We start from the raw sequence: 26176 nt of genomic DNA on the forward strand, positions 1-26176 counted from the left end.
CAATCTTGAGCACGCTGAAGCGGAACCACGACATCGACAACTGGGATGCCGAGGACGTCGCGGCCTGGGAGGCCGGTGGCAAGGACGTCGCCAAGCGCAATCTGATCTGGTCGGTGATCGCCGAGCACATCGGATTCTCGGTGTGGTCGATCTGGTCGGTGATGGTGCTGTTCATGCCCACCGACAAGTACGGCATCGACGCGGCGGGCAAGTTCTTCCTGGTCGCCATGCCCACCCTGGTCGGCGCGTTCCTCCGCATCCCCTACACCGTCGCCACCGCCCGTTTCGGCGGCCGCAACTGGACGATCTTCTCCGCGTTCCTGCTGCTCATCCCGCTGCTGCTGACGCTGTACTTCGTCAACCAGCCCGGCACTTCCTACACCACCTTCCTGGTCGTGGCCGCGTTCGCCGGCTTCGGTGGCGGCAACTTCGCCTCCTCGATGACCAACATCAACGCCTTCTACCCGCAGCGCCTCAAAGGCTGGGCGCTGGGCATGAACGCCGGCGGCGGCAATATCGGTGTCCCGGTGATCCAGCTGCTCGGCCTGCTGGTGCTGGTCACCCTCGGCGCCGACTACGCCACGGTGATCTGCGCGATCTACCTGGTCCTGGTCGGTTTCACCGCCGTCGGCGCCGCGCTCTACATGGACAACCTGACCAACCAGCAGGCCGACCTGTCCTACATGGTCAAGGCCCTGCGGGTGCCGCAGTCCTGGGCGATCGCCTTCCTCTACATCGGCACCTTCGGTTCGTTCATCGGCTACAGCTTCGCCTTCGCCCAGATCCTGCAGATCAGCTTCAAGGCCGGTGGCGACACCGCCACCCAGGCCGCCGTCCACGCCGCGTCGATCGCTTTCATCGGCCCGCTGCTCGGTTCGCTGGCCCGCCCCTACGGCGGCAAGATGGCCGATCGCATCGGTGGCAGCAAGGTCACCATCGCCACCTTCGGCGCCATGATGGCCGCCGCGCTGCTCGTGGTCACCGCCTCGACGATGGCCGACCGCAACAACGGCATCGCCACCGGCTCCACCATGACCCTGCTGGTCGCGGGCTTCATCGCCCTGTTCGTGCTGTCCGGTTTCGGCAACGGTGCCGTCACCAAGATCATCCCGTCGGTGTTCGAGGCCAAGTCCAAGAGCCTGCCGGTCTCGCGGGTCGAGCAGGCGGCCTGGTCGCAGAACACCTCCGGTGCGCTGATCGGCTTCGTCGGCGCCATCGGTGCCCTCGGCGGGGTCGGCATCAACATGGTGCTGCGCAGCTCCTACGCCAGCACCGCTTCGGCCACCACCGCGTTCTGGGTGTTCCTCGCCTTCTACGTGGTCTGCGCGGCCGTGACCTGGACGGTGTTCCTGCGCCGTCCGCGCCTTTCCTCCGGCTCCGCTGTGGTGGTCGAGGCCGAGTCCCTGGTCCTCGCGGCCGAATCCAACGCTTCGTCGGCCGCTGGGTCGTCGTCAAACGTGTCGGCTCGCTGACAACCGACCACTACCAAGGAGGTCACTCTCATGAACAGCACTCGCAAAACAGTCGTCGTGGTCGGCCACGGCATGGTCGGACACCGTTTCGTCGAAGCCCTTCGCTCGCGCGACGAGGCAGGCGTGTGGCAGGTCGTCATCCTGTCGGAGGAGAAGCTGCCCGCCTACGACCGCGTCGGCCTGTCCTACTACGTCGGCAACTGGAACGCCGACGACCTGGCCCTGCCCGGCAACATGTACAGCGGCGACGAGCTGGTCGACCTGCGACTGGGCCAGCGCGGCGAGTCCATCGACCTCGAAGCCAAGACCGTCACCAGCACCACCGGTGACGTCATCGCCTACGACGCGCTGGTCATGGCGACCGGTTCCTACCCGTTCGTGCCGCCCGTTCCGGGCCACGACCTGCCCGAGTGCTTCGTCTACCGCACCATCGACGACCTCGACGGCATCCGCGCCGCCGCCGAAGCGGCCGGTCCCGGCGCGCACGGTGTGGTCGTCGGCGGCGGTCTGCTCGGACTGGAGGCGGCCAACGCGCTGCGCCTGCTCGGGATGACCCCGCACGTCATCGAGTACAACGGTCGCCTGATGCCGGCCCAGGTCGACGCCGGTGGTGGCGCGATCCTGGAGAAGCTCGTCACCGATATCGGCCTCAACGTGCACACCGGTGTCGGCACCGCGAAAATCATCTCCATCGAGGAGGAGGGCCCCGACAACGTCACCGTGCATCTGTCCGACGATGCCGAGATCAAGGCCTCGCTGGTGGTGTTCTCCGCCGGTGTCCGCCCGCAGGACGCCCTCGCCAAGGCCTCGGGCCTCGAGATCGGTGCCCGCGGCGGCATCCTGACCGACCTCGCTTTGCAGACCTCCGACCCGAGCGTCTACGCGATCGGTGAGTGCGCCGCGATCGAGGGCATCTGCTACGGCCTCGTGGCCCCCGGTTACACCACCGCCGAGATCGTCGCCGACCGCCTGCTCGGCGGCGCGGGCGAGTTCCCCGGCGCCGATATGTCCACCAAGCTGAAGCTGATGGGCGTCGACGTGGCGTCCTTCGGTGACGCGCACGCCACCACCGAGGGTGCGCTCGAGGTCGTGCTGCACGACGCGGCCAAGGGCACCTACGCCAAGTTGGTCGTCTCCGACGACGCCCAGACCCTGCTCGGCGGCATCCTGGTCGGCGACGCCAGCCAGTACGCGGCCCTTCGCCCGCTGGTCGGACGTCCGCTGCCCGCCGACGCCGCCGCGCTGATCTCCCCGGCCGGCGCCGAACTCGGTGCCGACGCGCTGCCCGACGACGCCCAGATCTGCTCCTGCAACAACGTCAGCAAGGGCGACATCTGCGGCGCGATCGCCGAGGGCGCCTGCGACATCCCGGCCGTCAAGAGCTGCACCAACGCGGGCACCTCCTGCGGTGGTTGTGTGCCGATGATCAAGAAGCTGCTCGAGCAGTCCGGTGTCGCGGTGTCGAAGTCGCTGTGTGAGCACTTCTCGCAGTCGCGCGCCGAGCTGTACGACGTGGTCGCCGTCACCGGCATCCGCACCTTCTCCGAGCTGATCGCCAAGCACGGCAAGGGTTCCGGCTGCGACATCTGCAAGCCGACCGTCGCCTCCATCCTGGCCTCGACCTCGAGCGAGCACATCCTCGAGGGTGAGCAGGCCGCGCTGCAGGACACCAACGACCACTTCCTGGCCAACCTGCAGAAGAACGGCACCTACTCGGTCGTCCCGCGCATGCCCGGTGGTGAGGTCACCGCCGACCAGCTGATCACGATCGGCGAGGTCGCCAAGGAGTTCGGCCTCTACGTCAAGGTCACCGGTGGTCAGCGCATCGATTTGTTCGGTGCCCGCGTGGAGCAGCTGCCGCTGATCTGGAAGCGCCTGGTCGACGTCGGCATGGAGTCCGGTCACGCCTACGGCAAGTCGCTGCGCACCGTGAAGAGCTGCGTCGGTTCCACCTGGTGCCGCTACGGCCAGCAGGACTCGGTCGGCATGGCCGTGTTGCTGGAGAAGCGCTACCGCGGCCTGCGTTCGCCGCACAAGATCAAGCTGGCCGTGTCGGGTTGCGCGCGCGAGTGCGCCGAGGCCCGTGGCAAGGACGTCGGCGTGATCGCCACCGAGAACGGCTGGAACCTCTACGTCGGCGGCAACGGCGGCCTGACCCCCAAGCACGCGGTGCTGCTGGCCGGTGAGCTCGACGACGAAACCCTGATCAGCTACATCGACCGCTATCTGATGTTCTACATCCGCACCGCCGACCGCCTGCAGCGCACCGCGCCCTGGCAGGAGGCACTCGAGGGCGGTTTCGACTACCTCAAGGCCGTCGTCATCGACGACAGCCTCGGCATCGCCGGCGACCTCGAGGCCGCCATGGCCAAGCACGTCGACGGCTACAAGGACGAGTGGGCGGCGGTCCTCGAGGACGAGAACAAGCTCTCGCGCTTCGTCTCCTTCGTCAATGCCCCTGACGAGGCCGACCCGACGATCTCGTTCGACGACAGCGGCGAACGCAAGGTACCGGTGCTCCTCGGCGTTCCGGGAATGCCCGCAGGCGGCAGCGGACGCGCAACCACGTAGGGCCTGCCCGGAACGCCCGATGCGCGCAGCCTTCCCGGCATGCCCGTCGGTGTTGGTTCGGACACAGCACCGGCCGGGAAATAAGTACTTAACGCTGCGGAAACAGGGCGCCTGTACCAATAGGTAAGGCGTTCGGAGGAGGAACCGATGACCGTTATCGACACACCCACCATCACCACTGAGACCGCGACCTGGACCCAGGCTTGCCGGCTCGACTTCCTGATCCCGGGGCGCGGCGTAGCTGTCCTGTTGAAGGGCGGCCGTCAGGCGGCTCTGTTCCTACTCGCCGACGGCACGCTCGCCGCCGTCGGCAATATCGATCCGTTCGGCCGGGCCGCGGTGATGTCACGCGGCATCATCGGCGATCGTGGCGGCGTACCTGTCGTGGCTTCCCCGCTGCTCAAGCAAGCTTTCTCGCTGATCGACGGCCGCTGTCTCGACGACGACACCCAGTCCCTGCCGGTGTACGCGGTCCAACTCGACGGCGGCGTCGTCGCGGTCTCGAACGAGCCGGTGCAGACCCCATGACCTCTCCCACCGACAGTGGCCCTTGCCTTGCCGGCTTCACCATCGGCGTCACCGCGGCTCGCCGCGCCGAGGAATTCAGCACCCTGCTCACCCGCAGGGGCGCGACCGTCGCGTCCGCCCCGGCGATTCGCATCATCCCGCTGGCCGATGACACCGAGCTCGAACGTGTCACCGAACTGCTGATCGCCGATCCGCCGCAGATCACCGTCGCCACCACCGGCATCGGTTTCCGCGGCTGGATGGAAGCGGCCGAAGGCTGGGGTCTGGCCGAGGTCCTGCGTGACACCTTCGCCACCACCCGGATGCTGGCCCGCGGGCCCAAGGCCAAGGGCGCCATCCGGGCGGCCGAACTGCGTGAGGAATGGTCGCCCGCCTCGGAGTCCTCGGCCGAGGTGCTCGATCATCTGCTGGCCGAGGGCGTCGAAGGCGTGCGCATCGCGGTGCAGCTGCACGGCGCGACCACTGAATGGGAGCCGGTTCCCGACTTCTGCGAGGTGCTGCGCTGCGCGGGCGCCGACGTGGTCCCCGTTCCGGTGTACCGGTGGGAACCGCCGACCGACCGTGGGCCGATGGACACGATGATCGAGTCGATCATCTCCGGCAGCCTGGACTGCGTCACCTTCACCAGCGCGCCCGCCGTGGCATCGCTGCTGATGCGCGCCAAGGAAACCGGGCTCTTGGAGTCGGTGCTGCACGCGTTCCGTGGACGGGTGCTCGCCGCCTGTGTCGGGCCGATCACCGCGGCTCCGCTCGAAGAGCTCGGCGTGCCGACGACGATGCCGGGCCGGGCCCGGTTGGGTGCGCTGGCTCGCCATGTGGCCGAAGAACTTCCGCGTCGCGCCAGCCGGATCTACGCGGCCGGGCATCTGATCAGCGTGCGTGGTGGATGTGTGGTCGTCGACGGTGAGGTGCGTCAGCTCGCGCCCGCGCCGATGGCGTTGATGCGGTCGCTGGCCCGTCAGCCCGGTCGGGTTGTCTCGCGCGAAGACCTGCTGGCCGCGCTGCCGGGCGGTGGCGACGACACCCACGCGGTGGAGACGGCGATCGCGCGACTGCGGGCCGGTCTGGGGACACCCAAGGCGATTCAGACTGTGGTGAAGCGTGGGTACCGGCTCGCGTTGGACGCGGCCGACTGCTCCGATACTCCTCCCGCGCGAGCGGCTGTTCGCACACCGCATGCCGCGGGCATCGGCACGCCCGCTCGGTCGCCTCGGCCCGCCCAAGCGATCGGGGTGTGGTGAGCGCCGGGCAGCCGGGTGATCCGGCGCTGGTGTTGGTCGCACACGGGACTCGCAGTGCTCGTGGCGTGGAGATGATCGCCGCGCTGGCCGATGCGGTGGCCGCCGAACTCGGCGTCGCGGTGTCGTCGGCGCCGAATGCCTCGCTGCGGACCGCTTTCGTCGATGTGCTCGGGCCGTCGCCGTCGGAGGTTCTGCGCGATCTCGACGGACCCGCTGTGGTGGTCCCGGCGTTCCTCGCATCGGGTTATCACGTATATCAAGACGTTCCGCGTGAGGTGTCCGAGAGTGGGCATTGCGCGGTCGCCGTGACGGCGGCGATGGGGCCGGATCCGGCGTTGACGAGAATCATGGCGGTGCGCTTGCGTGCTGCCGGATGGAAGCCCGGCGACGCGGTGGTTTTCGCGGCTGCCGGTTCCTCGGATGCGCGTGCGCGCCAGGATGTTCGGCGGTCCGCGGGGATGCTCGCCGAGCAATTGGGTGCCCCGGTGAAGATCGCCTACGTGGCGACCGGCACGCCTCGGGTGCCCGAAGTTGTCGCCTCGCTTCGTGAGTCGGGATCGGAGCGGGTGTTCATCGCGTCCTATCTGTTGGCGCACGGTCTCTTTCATCAGCGGTTGCACGACGCGGGCGCCGATGGGGTGGCCGAGCCGATCGGTGTGCATCCCGGGGTTGTCCGGTTGATCGTCGATCGGTATCGGACCGCGGCTCGGGAGCTGGTCGGCGTTCGCTGACGCCGACTGCGCGCGGGCAGCCGGTGTCGGCGGCTGCGGCTAGAGTTGGCCCGACTTCACAACAAGGGGGCACAGCTCGATGTCAGATTCGTCCGCAGGCCAGGGTTATCCATCGCAGGACGACGGGCTGACGGCGTATCCGGATGAGGCGGCGGCGCGCGGGACCGCGAATCCGGCGGTTCCCGGGTCCTATCCGCAGGCGCCGAGCCAGGCCGTACCGCAGCCGCCGTATGGACCGGTGCCGGGTGCGATGGGGTCGCCGCCTCCCTATGGGTCGCCGCCTCAGCCCTATGGGCAGACGCCTCAGCCCTATGGGCAGAGCGCTCCGTATCCCGTGCCGAACAGCCCTTATCCGCCGGTGGACGCCGCGCCGCGGGTGGTGCCGCAGAGCGTGCAGATCGCGTTCTATGTGATGCTGGCCGGCGCGGTGGTCACGCTGCTCGCCATGGCCTACTCGCTCACCCAGCTCGACGCGGCGCGAAGTAACGCTCTCGACGCCTCGGGTGGGGTACTGCGGGGCGACGACCTCGATCTTGTCCTGTACGCGAGTATCGGTGGGGGCATCGCGAGTTCGCTGGTCACGGCGGGGCTGTGGGTGTGGATGGCCTTCGTCTGCCGGGCGGGCAAGAACTGGGGGCGGATCACGGGGACGGTGTTCTTCGGGCTCAACGCACTGTTCTATGCGTTCGGCACGGTGATGGCCCTTGTCACCTCGACGGCCGGTCTCGCGCTGGTGTTCAGCACGGTCACGCTGGGTATCGGACTCGCCGCGGTGATCCTGTTGTGGAACGGCATGTCCAGGCCCTTCTTCGCCCCGCGGGTGCCCCAGGGCTATCAGCCCTACCCCGGCTATCCGCCCAACGCGCCGTACTGAAGTTCGCGCGAGAGACACTGGCGCCGAACCGATCTCGATCTTGCTCCGGCTCGTTCGGTCCGCAGTTGCGGGAACTGACCCAGCCGGGAGCGTCGCGCAGAATCGACCGCGCGCCTTCCCGTATCGCGATACGCCGCCGACGCGGCCGACGCGGCCAACCGTGCCCGACGCGGGGTAGATGCCGTAGGTTTGCCGGGGAACCAGTCAACGGTTGTTCCGAATCTCGGGAGGCCCGGTGCGGCAAGGTGCGGGTGGTATCGGCACGGTAGATGCCGTGATGGCGGCCGGTGCTGCGCCGATTCCCTTGTCTCCCGGTCAATTGCGCTGGTGGGTAGCTCATCAACTCGCCCCCGACGTGCCCGGCACCATCGCCCTGTACCTGGATCTGCGTGGGCCACTGGACCTCGCGCGCCTCGACACGGCGATGCGAGCGGCGGCAGCGCGACTGCAATCACCCCATGTGCGGGTACGACTCGTCGACGGCAGACCCCACCAGTTCCTCGACCCGACCGCATTCGGCGAACTCACCGAGATCGACCTCACCAGCGCCACGGCGGAACCGGGCGTCGACGCTGATCGTTCGGCCGCCGGATCGCCGTCCGACGCGGGATCCGAGTGCCCCGATGCGCTCGCCGCGGAAGTGGGACTGGATCGATGCGCCGCGGTGGCCGAAGCGCTGTCGCGCATGGACGCCGATCGCCGGGCTCGGCTGGATCTGTGCGAAGACGCGATCACCGTCGCTGTGCTGTACCGAGTCGGTCCCGAACGACACTTTCTCTACCTGCGCAGCCATCACCTGGTGCTCGACGGTGTGGGTGCGGCGGCGCTGCTACGGCTCGCGGCCGACAACTACTCGCAGGCAACAGCTCTCGACCAGGGGGCGGTGCTGTCGATCGCGGACCTGGTGGATGCGGATCAACGCTATCGCCACTCCTCCCGTGCGGTCGCCGATCGGCAATTCTGGGCGAAAGAGGTGGCGGGGCTGCCTGATCCGATCGGCCTCGCCGGAATCGCGGCGCCCGCGTCGGCCGAACCGCATCGGGTGTCGGCCCGCCTCGACGAGCGGACCGCGAACCTGCTGGCCGCCGCTCGGCAGCGCTATGCGGCCAGCTTTCCGGAACTGACCGCGGCGGCCTTCGCCGCCTTCCTCGCGAGAATGTCGGGCGCCGACGAGGTCGTCCTGTCGCTGCCCGTGGCCGCGCGGCCCACCGCGGCCCTGCGCCGTTCGGCCGGGTCGGTCTCCAACGTCGTGCCCCTGCGCCTGCGCGAGCTCACCGCGTCGACAGTCGAAGACCTGATCGGCCAGGTGCGGCTGCGGGTGATCGGCGCGCTGCGCCACCAGTGCTACCGCTACGAGGACATCCAACGCGATCGCGGTGAAACCCACTTGGCCCGAGGCGGATTCGGCCCCGTGCTCAACCTGCTCGGCTTCACCGCGCCCCTCACCCTCGGCCCCACGACGGGCCACGCCCACCTCCTGAGCCTGGGCCCCGTCGAAGACCTGCTCGTCAACGGCTACCAACTCGGCCCCGACGACACCTCCGCGACCATCGACTTCCAAGCGAACCCGGCCCGCTACGACGCCGCCACCCTGGCCTGGTACCACCGCCTGTTCCTCGACTGGTTCGCCGCCTTCCTGGCCGCCGAACCAACCCACCCGATCCACGACCTGACCCCCGAAGCGACAGCACCCCACCCCCCGCGACCGACCACCGCCGACGTGGATGACGCCGCCGACGTGGATGACGCCGCCGACGTGGACGACGCCGCCGACGCGGACGACGCCGCCGACGTGGATGGCGCCGCCGACGCGGACGACGCCGCCGACGCGGACGACACCAGCGAGAACGCTGAGTCGGCCGACCGGAACGACGCCCGTGCGAGGCGCGCCATCACTGGCGCCCGCGACGGCCAGGCGCGCCGGGTGCGTGACTCTCCCGCGACACCTTCGACGTTGGGGGAGCTGTTCGGCCGATTCGACGACTCGGACAGGATCGCGCTGGTCGACGGCGGGCGCTCGATGACCTATCGGGAGCTGGGGGAGTCGGCGGCGCGGTGGGCCCGGATGCTCATCGCGCACGGAGCCGGAGCTGGGAGCCCGGTGTTGACCGCGATCCCCAGGTCGCTCGAGTCGGTGCTGGCGGTGCGTGCCGTCGCGGCGGCCGGTGCTTGTCTGACGCCGATCGATGTGGGTGACCCGAGCGAGCGGGTCGCCCGGATCGTCGACGGATCCGGTGCGGTGCTGGGGTTGACGACGCGGGCGGTGCACCCCGGGGGGTCCGATGCTGCTTCCGGGGTCACCTGGTTGATGCTCGACGACGCGAAAACCTTGGCGGGCGTCGCCGATCGGCCCTCGGGCCCGGTCACCGACGCGGACCGCGGCGGCGTGCTGACACCGGCGCACCCCGCCTACCTGATCCATACTTCGGGGACAACGGGGGCGCCCAAAGGCGTCGCGGTCACGCACCGCGGCCTCGCGCCGTTGACCGGCCACTTACTCGACAGGTATCGCACCACCCCGGAATCGGTGGTGCTGCACGCTCATTCACCAGCCTTCGACGCACATCTGCTCGAACTCCTCGCCGCGTTCGCGGCGGGTGCCCGACTGGTGGTCGAACCGCCCTCGGTCGTCTCGGGGGCCGAACTCACCGGTCTGATCACCGAGCATCGAGTCACCCATCTGCTCACCACGCCCGCCGTGTTGGCAACCCTGCGTCCCGAACAGGTGCCGAGTCTGGCGGTGGTGGTCGTCGGTGGTGAAGCCTGCCCGCCGGAACTGGTCGCCACCTGGGCCTCCCGAGTCCACTTGCACAACGGCTACGGCCCGACCGAGACCACGGTGATGGCCACCCAGTCGGCGCCGTTGAGAGCGGGGGAGCCCGTCACCATCGGCGCGCCGCTGCCGGAGGTGTCCGCGCTGCTGCTGGATTCACGACTCCGCCCGGTCCCGTCCGGTGCACGCGCCGAGCTGTATCTCGGTGGGCCCTGCGTGGCACAGGGCTACATCGGCGACCCCGCCGGTACCGCAACACGTTTCGTGGCGCACCCCGGCGGCGACCGTGTCTACCGCACCGGCGATCTCGTCGGCCCGCGCGCCGACGGCGGTTACGAGTTCCTCGGCCGTAGCGATGCCCAACTCGCCGTGCGAGGCCGCCGCATCGAACCGGCCGAGGTGGCGACAGCCCTCCTCGCCGACCCCACCATCGCCCACGCGGCCGTCGACATCGCCGACCCGGGCACCCCCGCCGCACGTCTCATCGGCTACATCGTCCCCGCCGGCGCCCGCCCCGCCACGGAACAGTCCTCCGGGCCGAACATGTCAGTCGATGACGCCGCTGCCGTTGCCCGCCCGGATTCGGCGCATCCCTACACGCCGAACACCCCCTTCGACAGCACCGCGTCCCTCGCCCGCCTGCGCACGATCCTGCCCGCGGCCCTGGTCCCCGCGGCATTGGTCACCCTCGACCGCCTCCCGCTGACCCCCAACGGAAAACTCGACCGCGCGGCACTTCCCGCCCCGCCTGTCGCCCCTTACCGCCCACCGCGGACCCCGCTCGAACGCCTGATCGCCACCGCCTTCGCCACCGCATGCCACCTCGACGCTGTCGGCGCCGACGACGACTTCTTCGCCATCGGCGGCAATTCCCTGACAGGCGTGAGCGTTTCGGCGGAACTGGCCGAGTCGACCAACCTCCCGATCACGGTGCGCTGGCTCTACACCGCTCCGACAGTCACCGCCATGGCCCATCGCATCGAGACCTTCCGCGCCGATGCCGACCCGGGCGCCGACGCCTTGGCCACGGTGCTGCCCTTGCGTACCGGCGGGACCCACCCACCGCTGTTCTGCGTCCACTCCGCAGTACCACTGGCCTGGTGTTACACCGGCCTGGCTCGTCATGTCACCGACCGCCCTGTGTACGGGCTGCAAGCACCGACCCTGTCGGCGGCACGTCCGGAGGGGGCAGGTCGGCACGCGTCTGCGCATCCCACCGGACCGGCAGACGGCACGCCGGCGAACGGTGCCGACCGGTCCGATGCGGCGAGGACCGATCTGCCGGTGCCCCCGGCAGCCCACCGATCCGGCGACGCGGGCGAGGCCGCAGCCCTCGGTAACGGGCTGCCCGACAACACATTCGGCGCTGTCTCGCAGGGCGACGCGCTGACCATCGACTTCCTCGCCGACACCTATGCCACCGAGATCGCCCGCCTCCAACCGGACGGCCCCATCCACCTGCTCGGTTGGTCCCTCGGCGGCCAGCTCGCCCACGCCACCGCGGTCCGGCTGCGAGCCGCGGGGCGCGATGTAGCCACCCTGGCCATGCTCGACAGCGTGGTCGTTCCCGATCACGCCGACCCACCCCCGCGTCCCCGCATGCGCGACCTCCTCACCCACCTGCTCGGCGACGAACCCGACGACGCCGATACCCTTCCCGAGCTGTCGGCCGACCAAGCTGCGGCCGAATTGGCGAGAGCCGGAGCGACTCTCGGCGCCGGCCTCGACGCCGAGCAACTGACAAGGCTGCACGAGGCCTACGCCGACGGAGTTCGCCTCTCCCACGGCTACCGCCCCGAACGGTTCGACGGCGACCTCCTGTACTTCTGCGCGACCCAGGGCATGACGGCTTTCCTCGACGCCCAGATGTGGCGCCCCTTCATCACGGGCCGCCTGATCGAATACCCCGTCGACACCACCCACGCTCAACTCACCAACGCCGACGTCGTCGCCCACATCGGCCCGATCCTCGACCGTCACCTGCGTGCAGTCGAAACCGCGACGGCCACCTCATGACCGTGCTGCGCTCGGCGAGAGGCCATCGCACCGCCGCCACCTGGTGGTGCGTCTACGACGACCCCGCCCGCTGGACCGCCGAACATCCTCGATCAGCCCCCCTGATCGACTGGTTCGCCGACACGCTGATGCGTCCTGACCCCGCCCAGGGCCGACCCGGACCCGTGTGTCCCTTCGTGAAACCCGCTGCCGCGCAACACGCCCTGTGGATCGCCGAAGTGACCGACACCGGTGCGATCGCCCGAGCCGTCGACGATGCCTTCGAGCTCTACCGAACCCTCGATCACACCCCGGCGGTGCTCACTGTCTTCCCCGATCTCGAGGACACCACGCTCATCGACGCCGCCCACGCCGCCCGCAAGACCGACATCGTCCGCGCGGGTGCCATGCTCGGCCAGTTCTATCCCGGCTGTCCGGTCGCGGGCCTGTGGAATCGCGACTACCGCCCGCTGCACGCGCCGCTGCCGATGTTGGTGATCCGGCCGATGATGAACACCGATTTCCCGTTCCTCGTCGGCGAACCGGCGTGGCTGTCGGCCTATCTCGCCCGGCACGCGCCCGGGCTGCCGCGCAAGCTGCGCGCCATGATTGCGGAGCGGATGCACGACTGCGACGCCGGGCCCGACTCGATCACCGATCTGCGCGCGCATTTTCTGGATGAACACGCACAATAGGGACACGTACCGCCCAATGCCGGACATTAGCGGGGTGATGCGGCACACTACCTCGCATGCGTCGGCTTGTGTGCTGCCTGCTCGTCCTGCTCGGCTGTGGTTTCGTCGTCTCGCCTGTGGCGTCGGCGCAATCAGGGATCCTCGATGTCCGCCCGCTCGGCGGCAGGCAATTCGAGGTGGTCGTGTATTCCGCGGCGATGAATCGCCCGATCACCCTCTGGATGTCGCATCCCGGGTCCGGCGCGCCCGCGCTGTATCTGCTGAACGCGGTCGATGGCGGCGAGAGCGGCGGGCCGTGGATGCGCCGCACCGATGTCGTCGACTTCTTCGCCGACAAGCCGGTGAACGTGATCGTCCCGATCGGCGGCCGCGCCAGCATGTACACCGACTGGCAGCGCGATGACGGTGCCCTCGGCCGCAACAAGTGGACCACCTTCCTGACCAACGAGCTTCCCCCGCTGCTCAACGATCGATTCGGCATGACCGGCGCCAACGGCATCGCGGGCCTGTCGATGTCGGCGACCTCGGCCTTGAACCTGGCGATCGCGGCGCCCGGGCTGTATCGCGCGGTCGGCGCCTTCAGCGGATGCACCCAGACCAGCAACCCGCTCGCCGAGACTCTGGTCCGATCCCAGCTGGCCACGTTCGGAGCCGACGCGACCAACATGTGGGGCGCCCCCGGCGACCCGGCGTGGGCGGCCAACGACCCGACCATGCACGCGGAACGGCTGCGCGGCACCGCCATCTACCTGTCCTCGGGCAATGGCGCCCCCGGCCCCCACGAGGCCTTGAACGACCCGAGTATCGGCGGAAATGTCGGCGTCCTGCTGGACCGCCTGCTGGTCGGCGGCACCATGGAAGCCGTCGTGGGCAGCTGCTCGAGTCCGCTCGCGGGTCGCCTGGCCCAGCTCGGCATTCCCGCCGACGTCCGTTTCCGCGCCGCGGGCACCCACGCCTGGCCCTACTGGCAGGACGACCTGCACGATTCCTGGCCCATGTTCGCCGCGGCCTTCGGCATCTGAGTGTGTTGTCGGTGGCCCGGCGCACACTGAGCCGATGGCATACGACGAGGAGCTCGCCGAGCGGATCCGGGAGATCGTCTACCCACGGTCCGATCTCGCCGAGCAGAAGATGTTCGGCGGTCTGGCCTTCCTGATCGGCGGGAATATGGCCGTGGCCGCCAGCGGCAAGGGCGGGTTGCTGGTGCGAGTCGCCCCGGCCGAAGGCGATGCGCTGCTCGACGGATCGACGATCACGCCGATGGTGATGGGCGGGCGCGAGCTGCACGGCTGGCTGCGGGTGGCCCCCGAAACGGTCGACGACGACACCGCATTGCGGGAGTGGGTCGAACGCGGGGTGCGGTTCGCCGAGACCTTGCCACGAAAATGAGTACGCGAGTCGGGCCGTGCGGGCTGTGGGTGGTGAGGTCGAGCGACGACACGAAACGGCCGCCGCGGGGAGAGGTTCGCGGCGGCCGTCGTGCGGGTGGGGGCTAGCCGGCCGAGCCCGACAGCAGCCCGCCCAGATCGGCGGAGCCGGTGCTCGTCCCACCACCGGGCGTGGTCGGCTTCGGCGCGACGGTGATCGTGACGGTCTTGGAGCTGATGAGCTCCTGCACTGCCTTGATCTCGTGCGTGCCGGTGGTCGTCGGCGTCCAGGTGATGGTGGCCTTGCCGTTCGACACCGAGACCGGCTCGCCGATCTTGACGCCGTTGTCGGTGAAGGTCACCTTGAACAGGAACGAGGTGGCCGTGACGTCGGCGGTCACGGTGTAGCTGGTATCCACGTAGTGCGTGCTGCCGCTGACCGCGATGCCCTGCACGAGCGCGGATGCCTGCGGTGCTGCCAGTACGGCGGCCGCGGCCACCGCGGTGAATGCCGTGAGTCCGAAACCGGCACGCCTGGCCTGGTAGATCTTCATGATGTTCTCCTGTTCGCGCTGTTGATGTGCGCGACATTAGCCAGCGGATCCGGCCCGCGTCCCGGAAACTGAAATAACTGTGTTTAAAAATATTGATCGGTTGCGTCGCAGGTGGCGAGCGAATTCACCCGGAGCGGATGAGGCAGTCGTGGCGACCGTCGGCGACACTGGGAGCATGTCGAGGTCCGGTCCGCTGCGCTACCAATTCGTCATCGAGGGCGAGCTGTCCGAGCGTGTCCTCGCGGCCTTTCCCGAACTGCGGCCCAGTTCGCATTCGCCGACCGGAACCACCACCCTCTTCGGCCTCGTCGCCGACAGCACGGCCATGCGCGGAGTGATGGCCCGGATCGACACGCTCGGTCTCACGTTGCTGAGTATGTCCCAGTTGCCCGACTGAGCGTTCGCCGACGAGTCGACGTCGATCTGATAACGAGCGGCCTCACTTCACCTCGCCGGCAACCGTACAGCCCTCGCTTCGCCTACCGTCGATCTCGGCGGAGGTCGGCCGCCACGCGGTGAACAGCGTGTTCAGGAGGGTGAAGATGGCTTCATCGTCGGGTTCTCTTGACTTCCACAGCGACGGCTCGTCGATAGCTGTAGCTGGTCCGTGTGCCGGCCTGCCGGAGTTGTCCTTCGCGCCTGTTCGCTGCGACGAGGCGTTCGCTCGTCTGGATCACGCGCAGGCGGCCGGCGGGCACACGGTGCTGCTGTGCGGCCCGGCGGGCAGCGGGAAGACCGTCGTGCTCGTCGATTGGGTGCGCCGCCGGTGCCCGGCTCGCCTGGCCTGGTTGACCGTGACCGAACACAGTGGGGCCGATCTGCTGGCCGTGGTCGCCCGGAATCTCGACCCCGCATCGGAGTTCGTGCCGACCGGCGTGCTGCACACGCCGATGGATCGCGCCGTGGATCTGCTCGCCGCGCTGGTCGATGTCGAACCGACCGTACTCGTGATCGACGACGCCCACCTGCTCACCGATCCGTTGCAACTCGCCGGGCTCGAATACCTGCTCACGCACCTGCCCGCCCAGGTCACCGTGCTGATCGCGAGCCGCTTCGATCCGCCGCTGCGCTGGCACGCGCTGGATCTGGCAGGCCGACTCGTCCGGATCGGCGTGCCCGAACTGGCGCTCCCCGCGCACCGGGTCGCCCAGGTGTTCGCCCAGCACGGGTGCCGTCTCGACGACGCCGAGCTCACCGTGGTGCAGAACCTGACCTGTGGCTGGTCCGCGCTGGTCCGCATCGCGGCGATCTGCCTGTCGGCCAACGCGACCGACCGCGGCACCGCCCTCGCCGCGTTGGCTCGCCCCTCGCACGCGGTCGCCGACTTCCTGGTCGCCGAACTGCTCGCCTCGCTTCCCGCGCCCACGCTCGAATTCCTGCTCGCCACAGCGGTGCCCACGCGATTCTGCCTGCCGATGGCCGAAGACCTGGTCGGTGACGACGCCGCCCGCATCCTCGACGAGCTGCTGCGCGCCAACTTCCCCTTGCACACGGTCGCCCATGCGGGCGAGCTCTGGCACACCTATCACCCGCTCTTGCGCGCGTATCTGCTCGCCGAGGCCGCCTACACCAGGCCGGACCGGCTCCCCGACTGTCATCGGCGGGTGGCGGCGTGGTTCATCGCGGCCGCGATGCCGAGGCCCGCGCTCGATCATGTCCTGGCCGAGCCCGGCGCACCCGGGCTGGCGCCGTTCCTGCGGGACTGGGGATTGCGCATGGTTCTGGAAGGAACGGGCCATGAACTCGTCGCCGCCGTCGAGAACCTGTCCGAACAAGACACATTCGTGCGCCTGCTGCGTGCGGCCGTCGCGGTGGAGTCGGGCGACATCGCCGCCGCCGAGGTGTATCTCGAAGCCGCTCACGTCGGAACGGATTCGGCGCCATCGTTGGTGCCCGCCGAATGGGTGGCCGCGCTCGATCACGCCGTGAGCGCGGGAGTCGCTGTGCTGGTGGGTGATTCGTCCTCGATGCGGTGGCCGCTGCCCCCGGCGACGGGACAGCCCGACCTCGACTGCTACGCCGCCCTGAACTGCGGAATCGCGGAGATCTGCGGTGGCGATATCGACAGCGGCGCGGCATCTGTGCGCCACGCGATCGTGCACTCCGAGCAGAGCGGGCTCGGCCGCGTCGCGGTCCGCGCCAGGACCGCGTCGGCCGTGGCGGCCGCGATGACCGACCGGATCGGCGAGCTGCGGGCGTTGGCGGCCCAGGCGATCGATCGCGCCGAAGGCTACGGATTGGCCGGTTCGGCCGATGCGGCGTCGGCCAGGTTGCTGGCCGCCTATGGCGCCTACCAGCAGGGCATGGATTTCGAGCGGCCGGTGCCGCGGCTGTCCCCGGCCACCGCCGATGAGACCGTGGTGCCCGCACCGGTGCGTCAGGCGGCGATCGTGACCGGGGTGCTGATGTTCGCCGACGCCGCTGATCGCTCGGCCGCCGCGGCCGCGCTGAGCAAGCAACTCCATCGCCTGCTCGACGACTCGCCGACGCTCCACGGCACGGGTGAACTGGTCACCGATGTGCTGTGGCTGTTGCTGCGCGTGCAGGGCAGGGCAGACGCGCAGCAGTTGATCGAGCACGCGACGCGAGTTCTCGGGCGAACCTCGGAGATGGCCGTCGCCGAAGCGGGACTCGCCCTGTACGCGCACCGTCCCGCCGTCGTGCTGACAGTGCTGGAACCGCTGCTCGCCGACCCGCGGTTGTCGGCGCGATCACTGGTGACGGGGTGGTTGCTGGTCGCGGTCGCCGCCGATCGACTCGCTCGCCCCCGCAAGGTCGACGAGGCGTGCGAGCAGGCACTGGCGCACGCGGCGAGCGAACAGCTGACCCGTCCGTTCCTCGACGTGCCGGGCGCGGCCGATCTGTTCGCCCGGATCGGCGCCCGCTTCGGGCACTACGCGGCGTTCGTCGACCGGATTCGCGACTACCGTGGCGCCACCGCTGGGGCACCGCAACTCACCGACACCGAACTGGTTGTGCTTCGCCAACTTCCGTCCGGGATGACCGCGGGCAACATCGCCGCCGACCTGGGTGTCTCGGTGAACACCGTCAAGACGCACCTGCGCGGCATCTATCAAAAACTCGCCGTCAACGCCCGCGCCGAGGCGATCGCCCAGGCCCGCGTGCTCGGCCTGCTCTGAGCTCAGTCCGGCGGTTGGAGGGCGGGAAACCAGACATCGGTGAGCACCGCCGCGGCCTGTGCGGCCGAGACATCGATGGTGCCCTGCATCGCCCAGCGGGTGAAGAAGCGCTCGAGCTGGGCCACGAGCAGTTCGATCCGCAGCCGGGCCTCGTCGCGGCGGGATGCGGGCCAGCGGGCGAGGTAGGCGGGCATGGAGTCGGCCAGGGTCATGATGCCCTCGCGCGCCACCGCACGGAATTCCGGTTCCAGTGCGGTGGCCTCGTCCCAGGCCGGGAGCATGTCCTTGTTGGTGAAGAACCAGTCGATCGCGCGAGACATCCAGTCCGCGAACGACTCCCGGGATCCGATGGTGAGCACCCGGTCGAGGTCGGCGTAGAAGTCGCGGACGCTGGCGAGGGTGCCTTCCTGCGCGATGGCCCGCAGGACCTCGCCTTTGCTCGCGAAGTGCAGGTAGAAGGTCGCCCGGCTGCAGCCGACGGCGGCGGCGATGTCGTCGACGCGGACATCGGAGTAGCCCTGCGTCTCGAAAAGAGTGCGCGCGGTCTCGACGATCCTGGCCTTCGTCAGGCGCTTCTGTTCCTCGCGTAACGATCCACGGCGGGCGGGTTCGGTCGTCATCGGCTCATCTTAGACGATCCGCTCATTCACTGGACATGATGTCCAGTGAGCCGCTATCCTGTGGTCCACGTCACCCGGCACGGTCGTCGATGACCGAGGCCGCTGGAGGAGTTGTGCATGGATACAGGTCAATTACCCAAGGTGTGCGTCATCGGCGCCGGACCGTCGGGGATCACCGTCGCCAAAAGGCTGGCCGAGAACGGGATTCCGTTCGACTGCTATGAAGCGTCCGACGAGGTCGGTGGCAACTGGTACTTCAAGAACCCCAACGGCATGTCGGCCTGCTATCAGAGCCTGCACATCGACACCTCGAAGTACCGCCTGCAATTCGAGGACTTCCCGGCACCGGCGGATTGGCCGCACTTCCCCCACCACTCCCAATTGCTGCAGTACTTCAAGGACTACGTCGATCACTTCGGGCTGCGGGACCGGATCCGGTTCAACAGCCTGGTCACCGCCGCCGAGCGTGACGACGCGGGGCTGTGGCGGGTCACCACGGCGACGGGCGAGACCGAGATCTACGACGCCCTGATCGTCTGCAACGGGCACCACTGGAACCCTCGATTCCCCGACTACCCGGGCGAATTCGACGGCGTGCTCATGCACAGCCACGCCTACAACGATCCGTTCGACCCGATCGACATGCGCGGCAAGCGGGTGGTGGTGGTCGGCATGGGTAACTCGGGCCTCGACATCGCCTCGGAGTTGTCGCAGCGCTTCCTCGCCTCGAAGCTGTTCGTCTCCGCCCGGCGCGGCGTGTGGGTGCTGCCCAAGTACGTGAACGGCCGAGTGGGCGACCGCGCGTCGATGCCGGCGTGGATCCCCGACAGGATCGCGCTCAAGCTCAAGCAGCGCTTCGTTCGCAAGAACCGAGGCGAGATGTCGACCTACGGGCTGCCGACACCCGACCACGAGCCGTTCGAGGCGCATCCGTCGGCGAGCGAGGAGTTCCTGCACCGGGCAGGCTGCGGTGACGTGGAGTGCAAGCCCGCGATCACCCGATTGGACGGCAAAACAGTGCATTTCGCTGATGGCAGCAGCGAACAGGTCGATGTGATCGTGTGTGCCACCGGCTACCACATCAGTTTCCCGTTCTTCACCGACGCACAGCTGATCCCCGACGCGGCCAACCGCTTGCCCCTGTTCCAGATGATGATGAAGCCCGGCGTGGACAATCTGTTCTATCTCGGTCTCGCGCAGCCGATGCCGACGCTGGTCAACTTCGCCGAGCAGCAGAGCAAGCTGGTCGTCGCCTATCTGACCGGGCGCTACCACCTGCCCCCACGCGCCCAGATCGACGAGGTGCTCGGTGCGCAGGAGACCAAACGCAGTGGGCGCTATTACGATTCGCCCCGCCACACCATCCAGACCGAATTCGAGCCGTATGTGCGCTCGATGACCAAGGAGCTCGAGCGCGGCGCGAAACGTGCCGCGTCGGCGGGCAACAGCCTGCCGGTGCCCGCTCGGGTGACGGCCGAGGTGGCGTGATGGGTGCTTGCTCCGGTTTCTGCCGTGACGAATTCGCCGGTGTGCGTGCGGCATTCGATGAACAACTCGCCTCCGGCGCCGAACTGGGGGCCGCCCTGTGCGTCACCGTCGACGGTGATCCGGTCCTCGACCTCTGGGGTGGCTACGCCGATCCGGAACAGACCACCGGGTGGGGCGCCGACACCTTGGTCAACGTCTTCTCGGTGACCAAGACGATGACGGCGCTGTGCGCTCTGTTGCTGGTCGACCGCGGCGAACTCGACGTGGATCAGCGGGTGGCCCACTATTGGCCGGAATTCGCGGCCAACGGCAAGGCCGACATCGAAGTCCGCCATCTGCTCTCGCACACCTCGGGGGTCTCGGGATGGGACAAGCCGATCGAACTGGCCGACATCTACGACACCGAGGCCGCCGCCGCCCGGCTGGCGACGCAGGCGCCCTGGTGGGAGCCCGGCACCGCCTCGGGCTATCACGCCATCAACTACGGCCATCTCATCGGCGAACTGGTGCGCCGCGTCACCGGCCGCTCGCTCGGGCGCTTCTTCGCCGACGAACTGGCCGGGCCCCTCGGCGCTGATTTCCACATCGGCACCGGCCCCGAGCACGCCGACCGGATCGCCACCCTGGTCCCGCCGCAGATGCCGGATTTCGACCTGTCGACCCTCGATCAGGACAGTGTGCTGATCAAGACGCTCACCAGCCCCTGGCTGGAGGTCTCCGAAACCGCGACCCCGGCGTGGCGCGCGGCCGAGATCGGCGGCACCAACGGGCACGGCAACGCCCGCTCGGTGGCCCGGATCCAGTCGCTGATCGCCAACGGCGGCGAGCTGAGCGGCAAGCGGTTCCTCTCACCCGCGACGATCGAGCTGATCTTCCGCGAGCAGGCCGACGGCATCGACCTGGCGCTGCTGGCCCCGCTGCGCTTCGGGATCGGCTACGGGCTGCCCCGACCGGAGACGTTCCCGCATATTCCCGACGGGCGGGTGTGCTGGTGGGCGGGGTACGGCGGTTCGATGGTGGTCAACGACCTCGATCACCGAGTCACCTTCGCCTACACCATGAATCGGATGGCCACGGGGTTGATCGGTTCCGATCGGTGCGACAGCTACCTGAAGGCCACCTTCGACGCGGTTGGAGTCGCCCGATGACCATGCGTGCGATACAGCTGACGGCGCCGGGCACCCTCGAGTTGCGCTCGGTGCCCGTGCCGGAACTCGGACCCGACGACCTGCTGCTACGGGTCGGCGCGGCCGGGATCTGCCATTCGGATTCGTTCGTGCTCGGCCTGCCGTTTCCGATCAGCGAGCAGCCGCTCACGTTGGGCCACGAGATCGCGGGCACGATCGAGGCGGTCGGCTCGGCCGTGGCCGGGCGCGGCGTCGGTGAGCGGGGCATCGTGTACCTGTGCTGGTCGTGCGGCGAATGCCGGGAGTGCGCACGGGGCAACGAGAACGTGTGCCTGGCCGCCGGTCGCACCGCGATGCCGCCCTGCCCTGGCCTCGGCCCCGACGGCGGCATGGCCGAGTACGTCCGCATCCCGATGCGGTCGTTCGTGCCGATCGCCGACGAACTGGACTTCGCCCACGCCGCACCCCTGGCCGACGCGGCGCTGACGCCGATGCACGCTATCCGTGGCGCCATGGATCAACTGTGGCCCGGCGCCACCGCGGTCGCCATCGGCATCGGCGGACTCGGCCACGTCGCGGTCCAACTGTTGAAGACTCTCACCGAGGCGACGGTGATCGCGGTCGACGTGGACGCCGACAAGCTCGCGCTGGCCACCGAATGCGGCGCCGACATCGTCTTGAAGGCCGACGAGAACACCGCGGCCGCCCTCTTGGATCTCACCGGTGGACGCGGGGCGCAGGCGGTGTTCGATTTCGTCGGTTCCGACTCCACCGCCACTCTCGCCGTACACACGGTGGCCCCGAACGGCGCCTATCGGATGGTCGGCCTCGCCGGGGGCGTCCCCGGCATCGACTCGGGACCGGCCGGAGGACCCGGCCTGCCGTGGGGTGCCACCGTTCGAAAGTCCTACGGCGGCACCAGAGCCGACCTCGTCGACGTGGTGGCGCTCGCCGCCGCGGGCAAGGTCCGCGCCACCGTCGAGCAGTTCGACCTGGTCGACGCCCGCACCGCCTTCGACCGACTCGACACCGGCGCGATTCGCGGCCGCGCCGTCCTCATTCCTTGATGGAGAAGAACATGACCAACGCAGTAGACCCGCAGGAATTCGTGGCCAAGGTCGCCGCGGGCCTCACCGCCGCAGGCGCGCCGTTCGAGATGACGGTCGAACCCGTTCTCGGCGTGCCGATTCCGGTGTTCGCGCAGCGCCGCGCCAGTTTGCGCGAGCTGCTCGAGCACTCACTGAAATGGGGCGAGCGCGACTACCTCGTCACCGAGGACCGCCGGATCTCCTTTGCCGAGCACGCGGCGGCAGCGGGCGCGGTGGCCACCGGGCTGGCCGCCAGGTACGGCGTGGGCAAGGGCGACCGCGTCGGCATTTCGGCCGCCAACGGCCCGGACTGGGTGATCGCGTTCTGGGCCGCGCAGTGCCTCGGTGCGATCCCGGTCGGCTACAACGCCTGGTGGGCTCCTCAGGAGATCGCCTACGGTTTGGAGCACACCACACCGACCGTGGTCATCGCCGACGCGAAGAGGGCGGCCCTGCTCGCGGACACGGGGACCGATATTCCCATCGTGACCATGGACGAGGACCTGCCCGCCTTGATCGCCGAGTTCGGCGGCGGCGAGATCCCCAGCACGCCGCTCGGCGAAGACGATCCGGCGGTCGTCCTCTACACCAGCGGCACCAGCGGCAGGCCCAAGGGCGTAGTCCATTCGCAGCGAAACATGGTGGCGATCAGCGACTATCACCGGTTCACCGATGCCATGCTCGCCGCCTTCCTGGGCCAGGAGCCCAGCGACGCACCGAGTGATCGCCGCTACCTGGTCACCGCGCCGCTGTTCCACATCGCCAGCCTGCACAACCTCGTCGTCCCGCGACTGCTCACCGGTGCGGCAGCGGTGTTCCCGCACGGCGCCTTCGACGTCGGCCGGGTACTGAACCTGGTCGAGCGCGAGAAGGTCACCAATTGGGCCGCGGTCCCGACGATGGCGTCGCGACTGTTGGATCACGATGTGGCCCAGCACGATCTGTCGTCACTGACCGCGCTGTCGCTGAACTCCGCACCGTCCTCACCCGCCTTGCTCGCCAGTCTGCGGGAGAAGGTCGCGGACCTGCAGTTCTCGCTCACCACCAGCTACGGGCTCACCGAGAGCGGCACGGCCGCGACGGTGGCCACCCCGCTCGACCTGGCCGCCGACGACGCCTCGGTCGGCAGACCGATCGTCGGGGTGGCGGTGGAGATTCGCGACGCCGACGGTAACGCGGTCGGCGACGGCGAAGAGGGCGAGATCTGTATCCGCAGCCCCTACGTGATGCTCGGCTATTGGAACGACGAGGCCGCCACCGCGGCGTCGATCGACAGCCGAAGGTGGTTGCGCTCCGGCGATTTCGGCACGATGCGCGAGGGCAGACTCACCGTGTCGGGCCGGCGCACCGACCTGATCCTGCGCGGCGGCGAGAACGTGTACCCCACCGAGATCGAGAACGTGCTCGTCGAACACCCGGCCGTCAGCGAGTGCGCGGTCTTCGGCGTGAGCCACCCCGATCTCGGCCAGGAAGTGGCGGCCGTCGTGGTCGCCGAACCGGGGGCGGTGGACCCCGAGGAACTGCGCGCCTACCTGGCCGACCGCCTCGCCTATTTCAAGGTTCCCGCCCGCTGGCGGATCACTTCGGACGCGCTGCCGCGCAACGCGACCGGTAAAGTCACCAGGCGCGAGCTCGCGATCTGAAGGGGTCAGAAATGTTCGACACCATCATCAAAGGTGCCCGTTGGTTCGACGGCACCGGTGCCCCGTCCGCGATCCGTCACCTCGGCTTCACCGATGGCAAGGTCGCCGAGATCTCGGCGACCCCGCTCGACGAGACCGGCTGCTCCCGAGTCGTCGACGCGACCGGCAAGTGGGTCGTGCCCGGCATGATCGATATCCACACCCACTACGACGTGGAGGTCCTGCTCGACCCGTCGCTGTCGGAATCGGTGCGCCACGGCATCACCACCGTGCTGCTGGGTTCGTGTTCGCTCTCGACCGTGCACGTCGACGGTGAGACCGCCGGTGACCTCTTCGGCCGGGTCGAGGCCATCCCGCGGCAGTACGTGGTGGGCGCGATGAACGAGGTCAAGACCTGGAATACCGCGAGCGAATACATCGACGCGCTCGAACAGTTGCCGCTCGGCCCGAACCTGGCCGGTTTCATCGGTCACTCCGATATCCGTTCGGCGGTCATGGGTCTGGACCGCTCCACGCGCAAAGAAGTGAAGCCGTCCAAGCAAGAGCTGGCCGAGATCGAGCGCATGCTCGTCGACGCGCTCGACGCCGGTTTCGTCGGAATGTCTTCGCAGCAGCTGCTTTTCGACAAGCTCGACGGGCAAACCTGCCGGTCGCGGACGCTGCCGTCCACCTATGCCAAGAGCAAGGAGCGACACCGGCTCAACACGATCCTGCGCACGCGTGGTCGCGCGTTGCAGGGCGGCCCCGACATCGCCAACCCCAAGAGCCTGGTGTCGATGGCGGTGTCGAGCATCGGCCTGTGGCGCGACCCGCTCAAGGTGAGCCTGCTGTCGGCGGCGGATGTGAAGGCGGTGCCCGGCGCGTCCAAGATGTTCCCCGCCGTAGGCAAGATCATCAACGGCCTCGACGGCAACTTCCGCTGGCAGCATCTGCCGGTGCCGTTCGAGGTGTACTCCGACGGCATCTCGCTGCCGGTGTTCGAGGAGTTCGGTTCCGGTGCGGCGGCTTTGCACCTGGCCGATCACATCGACGAGCAGCGCCACCTCATGCAGGACGAGCAGTACCGCCGCGCGTTCCGCAAGGACTACGACAACAAGTACGGCCCCCGCGCGTGGCACCGCGACTTCTTCGACGCCGATATCGTCGAATGCCCCGACGAGACCGTCATCGGCAAGACCTTCGGTGAGGTGGGCGTCGACCGCGGCGGCCTGCACCCGGTCGACGCGTTCCTCGATCTCGTCGTCGAGCACGGCGACAAATTGCGCTGGCGCACCACCATTTCCAACCACCGCCCCGAGGTGGCCGACGTCCTGGCCGCCGATCCGTCGGTCCAGCTCGGCTTCTCCGACGCGGGCGCGCATCTGCGTAACATGGCCTTCTACAACTTCGGCCTGCGCCTGCTCCGCCGGGTCAACGACGCCGCGACCACCGAGAAGCCGTTCATGACCGTGGAGCACGCGGTACACCGGCTCACCGGCGAACTCGCCGACTGGTACGGCCTCGACGCCGGGCATCTGCGCGTGGGTGACCGCGCCGACGCCGTCGTGATCGACCCCGCTCATCTCGACGAAACCCTCGACGCCTACGCCGAGGACCCGATCGCGGTGTTCGGCAACCTCTCGCGGATGGTCAACCGCAACGACGAGACCGTCACCGCGGTCTTCGTCAACGGCCGCTATGTCTTCGGCGAGGGCCGAGCCGATCCCGCGCTCGGCACCGAACGAGTGGGGGCGTTCCTGCGCGCCGGATAGGACGGTCGCCGGGTCCTCGGTGCCCGATGTGACATCCGAATACGCTCGCTGCCGACTCGTCGCGCACCGCAACCCGGTGCGCGACGACCGCGCCCCGATCTGCGACGCTCACCTGATGACCGGGCGGCGGTCGGCCGAACCCGGTGGCCGCACATCAGCGAGAGGACTGGACATGTCGGACGCGAAACGGATCACCTGGGGCACACCCCGCCAACCCACCGACGCCGACCGCGACGCCCTCCGCGTCGACCTGGTCGCCAAGGCCCGCGCCGTGCGCGGCGGCGGCTGGGCCGACCATCGCAGCGAGTGGTCGGCCGGTGAGGTCGCCGTGGTCGCCTATGTCCTCGACGACGCCGACGTTCTCGCGGAACTGGAAGAGAACGAGGGCACCGTCCTGAGCCGCTTCGCCGCGGATCTGTTCGGCTTCGTCGGCGGCCGCAAGGACAACGAAAAGGGCCTCGTCGACACCCAAGCCTGGTTCGACACTGTCCGGAAAGCCCTCGGTAGCGCCTCGTAGC

General features: G+C 68.8%; 20 protein-coding genes. 18 read left to right on the forward strand and 2 right to left on the reverse strand.

Annotated elements, in window-relative coordinates; genetic code table 11:
- Nucleotides 1-2: 2 nt before the first annotated feature.
- From ACFWUR_RS00075 to ACFWUR_RS00120, 10 genes are all read left to right on the forward strand, one after another.
- Nucleotides 3-1472, forward strand: coding sequence for a nitrate/nitrite transporter (locus tag ACFWUR_RS00075; RefSeq protein WP_378900523.1), 1470 nt, complete (start codon nt 3-5; stop codon nt 1470-1472).
- A gap of 30 nt (nt 1473-1502) precedes the next feature.
- Complete coding sequence (nirB, locus tag ACFWUR_RS00080) at nt 1503-4043, forward strand: nitrite reductase large subunit NirB (protein WP_378899374.1); 2541 nt, start codon at nt 1503-1505, stop codon at nt 4041-4043.
- Between the two features lie 147 nt (nt 4044-4190).
- Nucleotides 4191-4571, forward strand: a complete 381-nt coding sequence (nirD, locus tag ACFWUR_RS00085; RefSeq protein WP_378899377.1) for a nitrite reductase small subunit NirD — start codon at nt 4191-4193, stop codon at nt 4569-4571.
- Nucleotides 4568-5812, forward strand: coding sequence for a uroporphyrinogen-III synthase (locus tag ACFWUR_RS00090; RefSeq protein WP_378899380.1), 1245 nt, complete (start codon nt 4568-4570; stop codon nt 5810-5812). The genes nirD and ACFWUR_RS00090 overlap by 4 nt, the downstream gene beginning before the upstream one ends.
- A complete protein-coding gene (locus ACFWUR_RS00095) occupies nt 5806-6543 on the forward strand; it encodes a sirohydrochlorin chelatase (RefSeq protein WP_378899383.1) in 738 nt (245 codons plus the stop codon). The genes ACFWUR_RS00090 and ACFWUR_RS00095 overlap by 7 nt, the downstream gene beginning before the upstream one ends.
- A 79-nt stretch (nt 6544-6622) precedes the next feature.
- Nucleotides 6623-7417 (forward strand): hypothetical protein, encoded by a 795-nt coding sequence (locus ACFWUR_RS00100; protein ID WP_378899386.1) that lies wholly within the window; start codon nt 6623-6625, stop codon nt 7415-7417.
- 235 nt (nt 7418-7652) lie between these two features.
- On the forward strand, nt 7653-12206 hold the full coding sequence (locus ACFWUR_RS00105) for an amino acid adenylation domain-containing protein (protein ID WP_378899389.1): 4554 nt from the start codon (nt 7653-7655) through the stop codon (nt 12204-12206).
- A complete protein-coding gene (locus ACFWUR_RS00110) occupies nt 12203-12880 on the forward strand; it encodes a DUF6875 domain-containing protein (protein WP_378899391.1) in 678 nt (225 codons plus the stop codon). Before ACFWUR_RS00105 ends, ACFWUR_RS00110 begins: the two co-directional genes overlap by 4 nt.
- A gap of 56 nt (nt 12881-12936) precedes the next feature.
- Complete coding sequence (locus ACFWUR_RS00115) at nt 12937-13902, forward strand: alpha/beta hydrolase (protein WP_378899394.1); 966 nt, start codon at nt 12937-12939, stop codon at nt 13900-13902.
- A gap of 34 nt (nt 13903-13936) precedes the next feature.
- The gene (locus ACFWUR_RS00120) at nt 13937-14269 is read left to right on the forward strand and encodes a TfoX/Sxy family protein (RefSeq protein WP_378899397.1); all 333 of its coding nucleotides are present in this window, start codon (nt 13937-13939) and stop codon (nt 14267-14269) included.
- Nucleotides 14270-14372: 103 nt separating this feature from the next.
- Here the strand turns inward: ACFWUR_RS00120 and ACFWUR_RS00125 are convergent, their stop codons facing one another.
- Nucleotides 14373-14801, reverse strand: coding sequence for a hypothetical protein (locus tag ACFWUR_RS00125; RefSeq protein WP_378899400.1), 429 nt, complete (start codon nt 14799-14801; stop codon nt 14373-14375).
- Between the two features lie 175 nt (nt 14802-14976).
- On the opposite strand from ACFWUR_RS00125, the gene ACFWUR_RS00130 reads away from it, so the two are divergent.
- Complete coding sequence (locus tag ACFWUR_RS00130; RefSeq protein WP_378899403.1) at nt 14977-15198, forward strand: hypothetical protein; 222 nt, start codon at nt 14977-14979, stop codon at nt 15196-15198.
- Nucleotides 15199-15343: 145 nt separating this feature from the next.
- A complete protein-coding gene (locus ACFWUR_RS00135; protein ID WP_378899406.1) occupies nt 15344-17941 on the forward strand; it encodes a LuxR C-terminal-related transcriptional regulator in 2598 nt (865 codons plus the stop codon).
- Nucleotides 17942-17943: 2 nt separating this feature from the next.
- On the opposite strand, the gene ACFWUR_RS00140 is transcribed toward ACFWUR_RS00135, so the two are convergent.
- On the reverse strand, nt 17944-18561 hold the full coding sequence (locus tag ACFWUR_RS00140) for a TetR/AcrR family transcriptional regulator (protein WP_378899409.1): 618 nt from the start codon (nt 18559-18561) through the stop codon (nt 17944-17946).
- Nucleotides 18562-18678: 117 nt separating this feature from the next.
- Here ACFWUR_RS00140 and ACFWUR_RS00145 point away from each other — a divergent pair, with 117 nt between their 5' ends.
- From ACFWUR_RS00145 to ACFWUR_RS00170, 6 genes are read left to right on the forward strand one after another with little or no spacing between them, the layout of a single operon-like run.
- Nucleotides 18679-20049: a flavin-containing monooxygenase gene (locus ACFWUR_RS00145; protein ID WP_378899412.1), complete on the forward strand. Its 1371-nt coding sequence runs from the start codon at nt 18679-18681 to the stop codon at nt 20047-20049.
- Complete coding sequence (locus tag ACFWUR_RS00150; protein WP_378899415.1) at nt 20049-21197, forward strand: serine hydrolase domain-containing protein; 1149 nt, start codon at nt 20049-20051, stop codon at nt 21195-21197. The genes ACFWUR_RS00145 and ACFWUR_RS00150 overlap by 1 nt, the downstream gene beginning before the upstream one ends.
- A 2-nt stretch (nt 21198-21199) precedes the next feature.
- On the forward strand, nt 21200-22243 hold the full coding sequence (locus tag ACFWUR_RS00155; protein ID WP_378900526.1) for an NAD(P)-dependent alcohol dehydrogenase: 1044 nt from the start codon (nt 21200-21202) through the stop codon (nt 22241-22243).
- An 11-nt stretch (nt 22244-22254) separates the two neighbouring features.
- A complete protein-coding gene (locus ACFWUR_RS00160; protein WP_378899418.1) occupies nt 22255-23907 on the forward strand; it encodes a class I adenylate-forming enzyme family protein in 1653 nt (550 codons plus the stop codon).
- A gap of 11 nt (nt 23908-23918) precedes the next feature.
- Nucleotides 23919-25658, forward strand: a complete 1740-nt coding sequence (locus ACFWUR_RS00165; protein WP_378899421.1) for an amidohydrolase family protein — start codon at nt 23919-23921, stop codon at nt 25656-25658.
- A 28-nt stretch (nt 25659-25686) separates the two neighbouring features.
- Nucleotides 25687-26175, forward strand: a complete 489-nt coding sequence (locus ACFWUR_RS00170; protein ID WP_378899424.1) for a hypothetical protein — start codon at nt 25687-25689, stop codon at nt 26173-26175.
- The last annotated feature ends 1 nt before the right edge of the window (nt 26176 follow it).

The sequence above is a fragment of the Nocardia sp. NPDC058633 genome, assembly GCF_042717045.1.
GTDB lineage: Bacteria > Actinomycetota > Actinomycetes > Mycobacteriales > Mycobacteriaceae > Nocardia.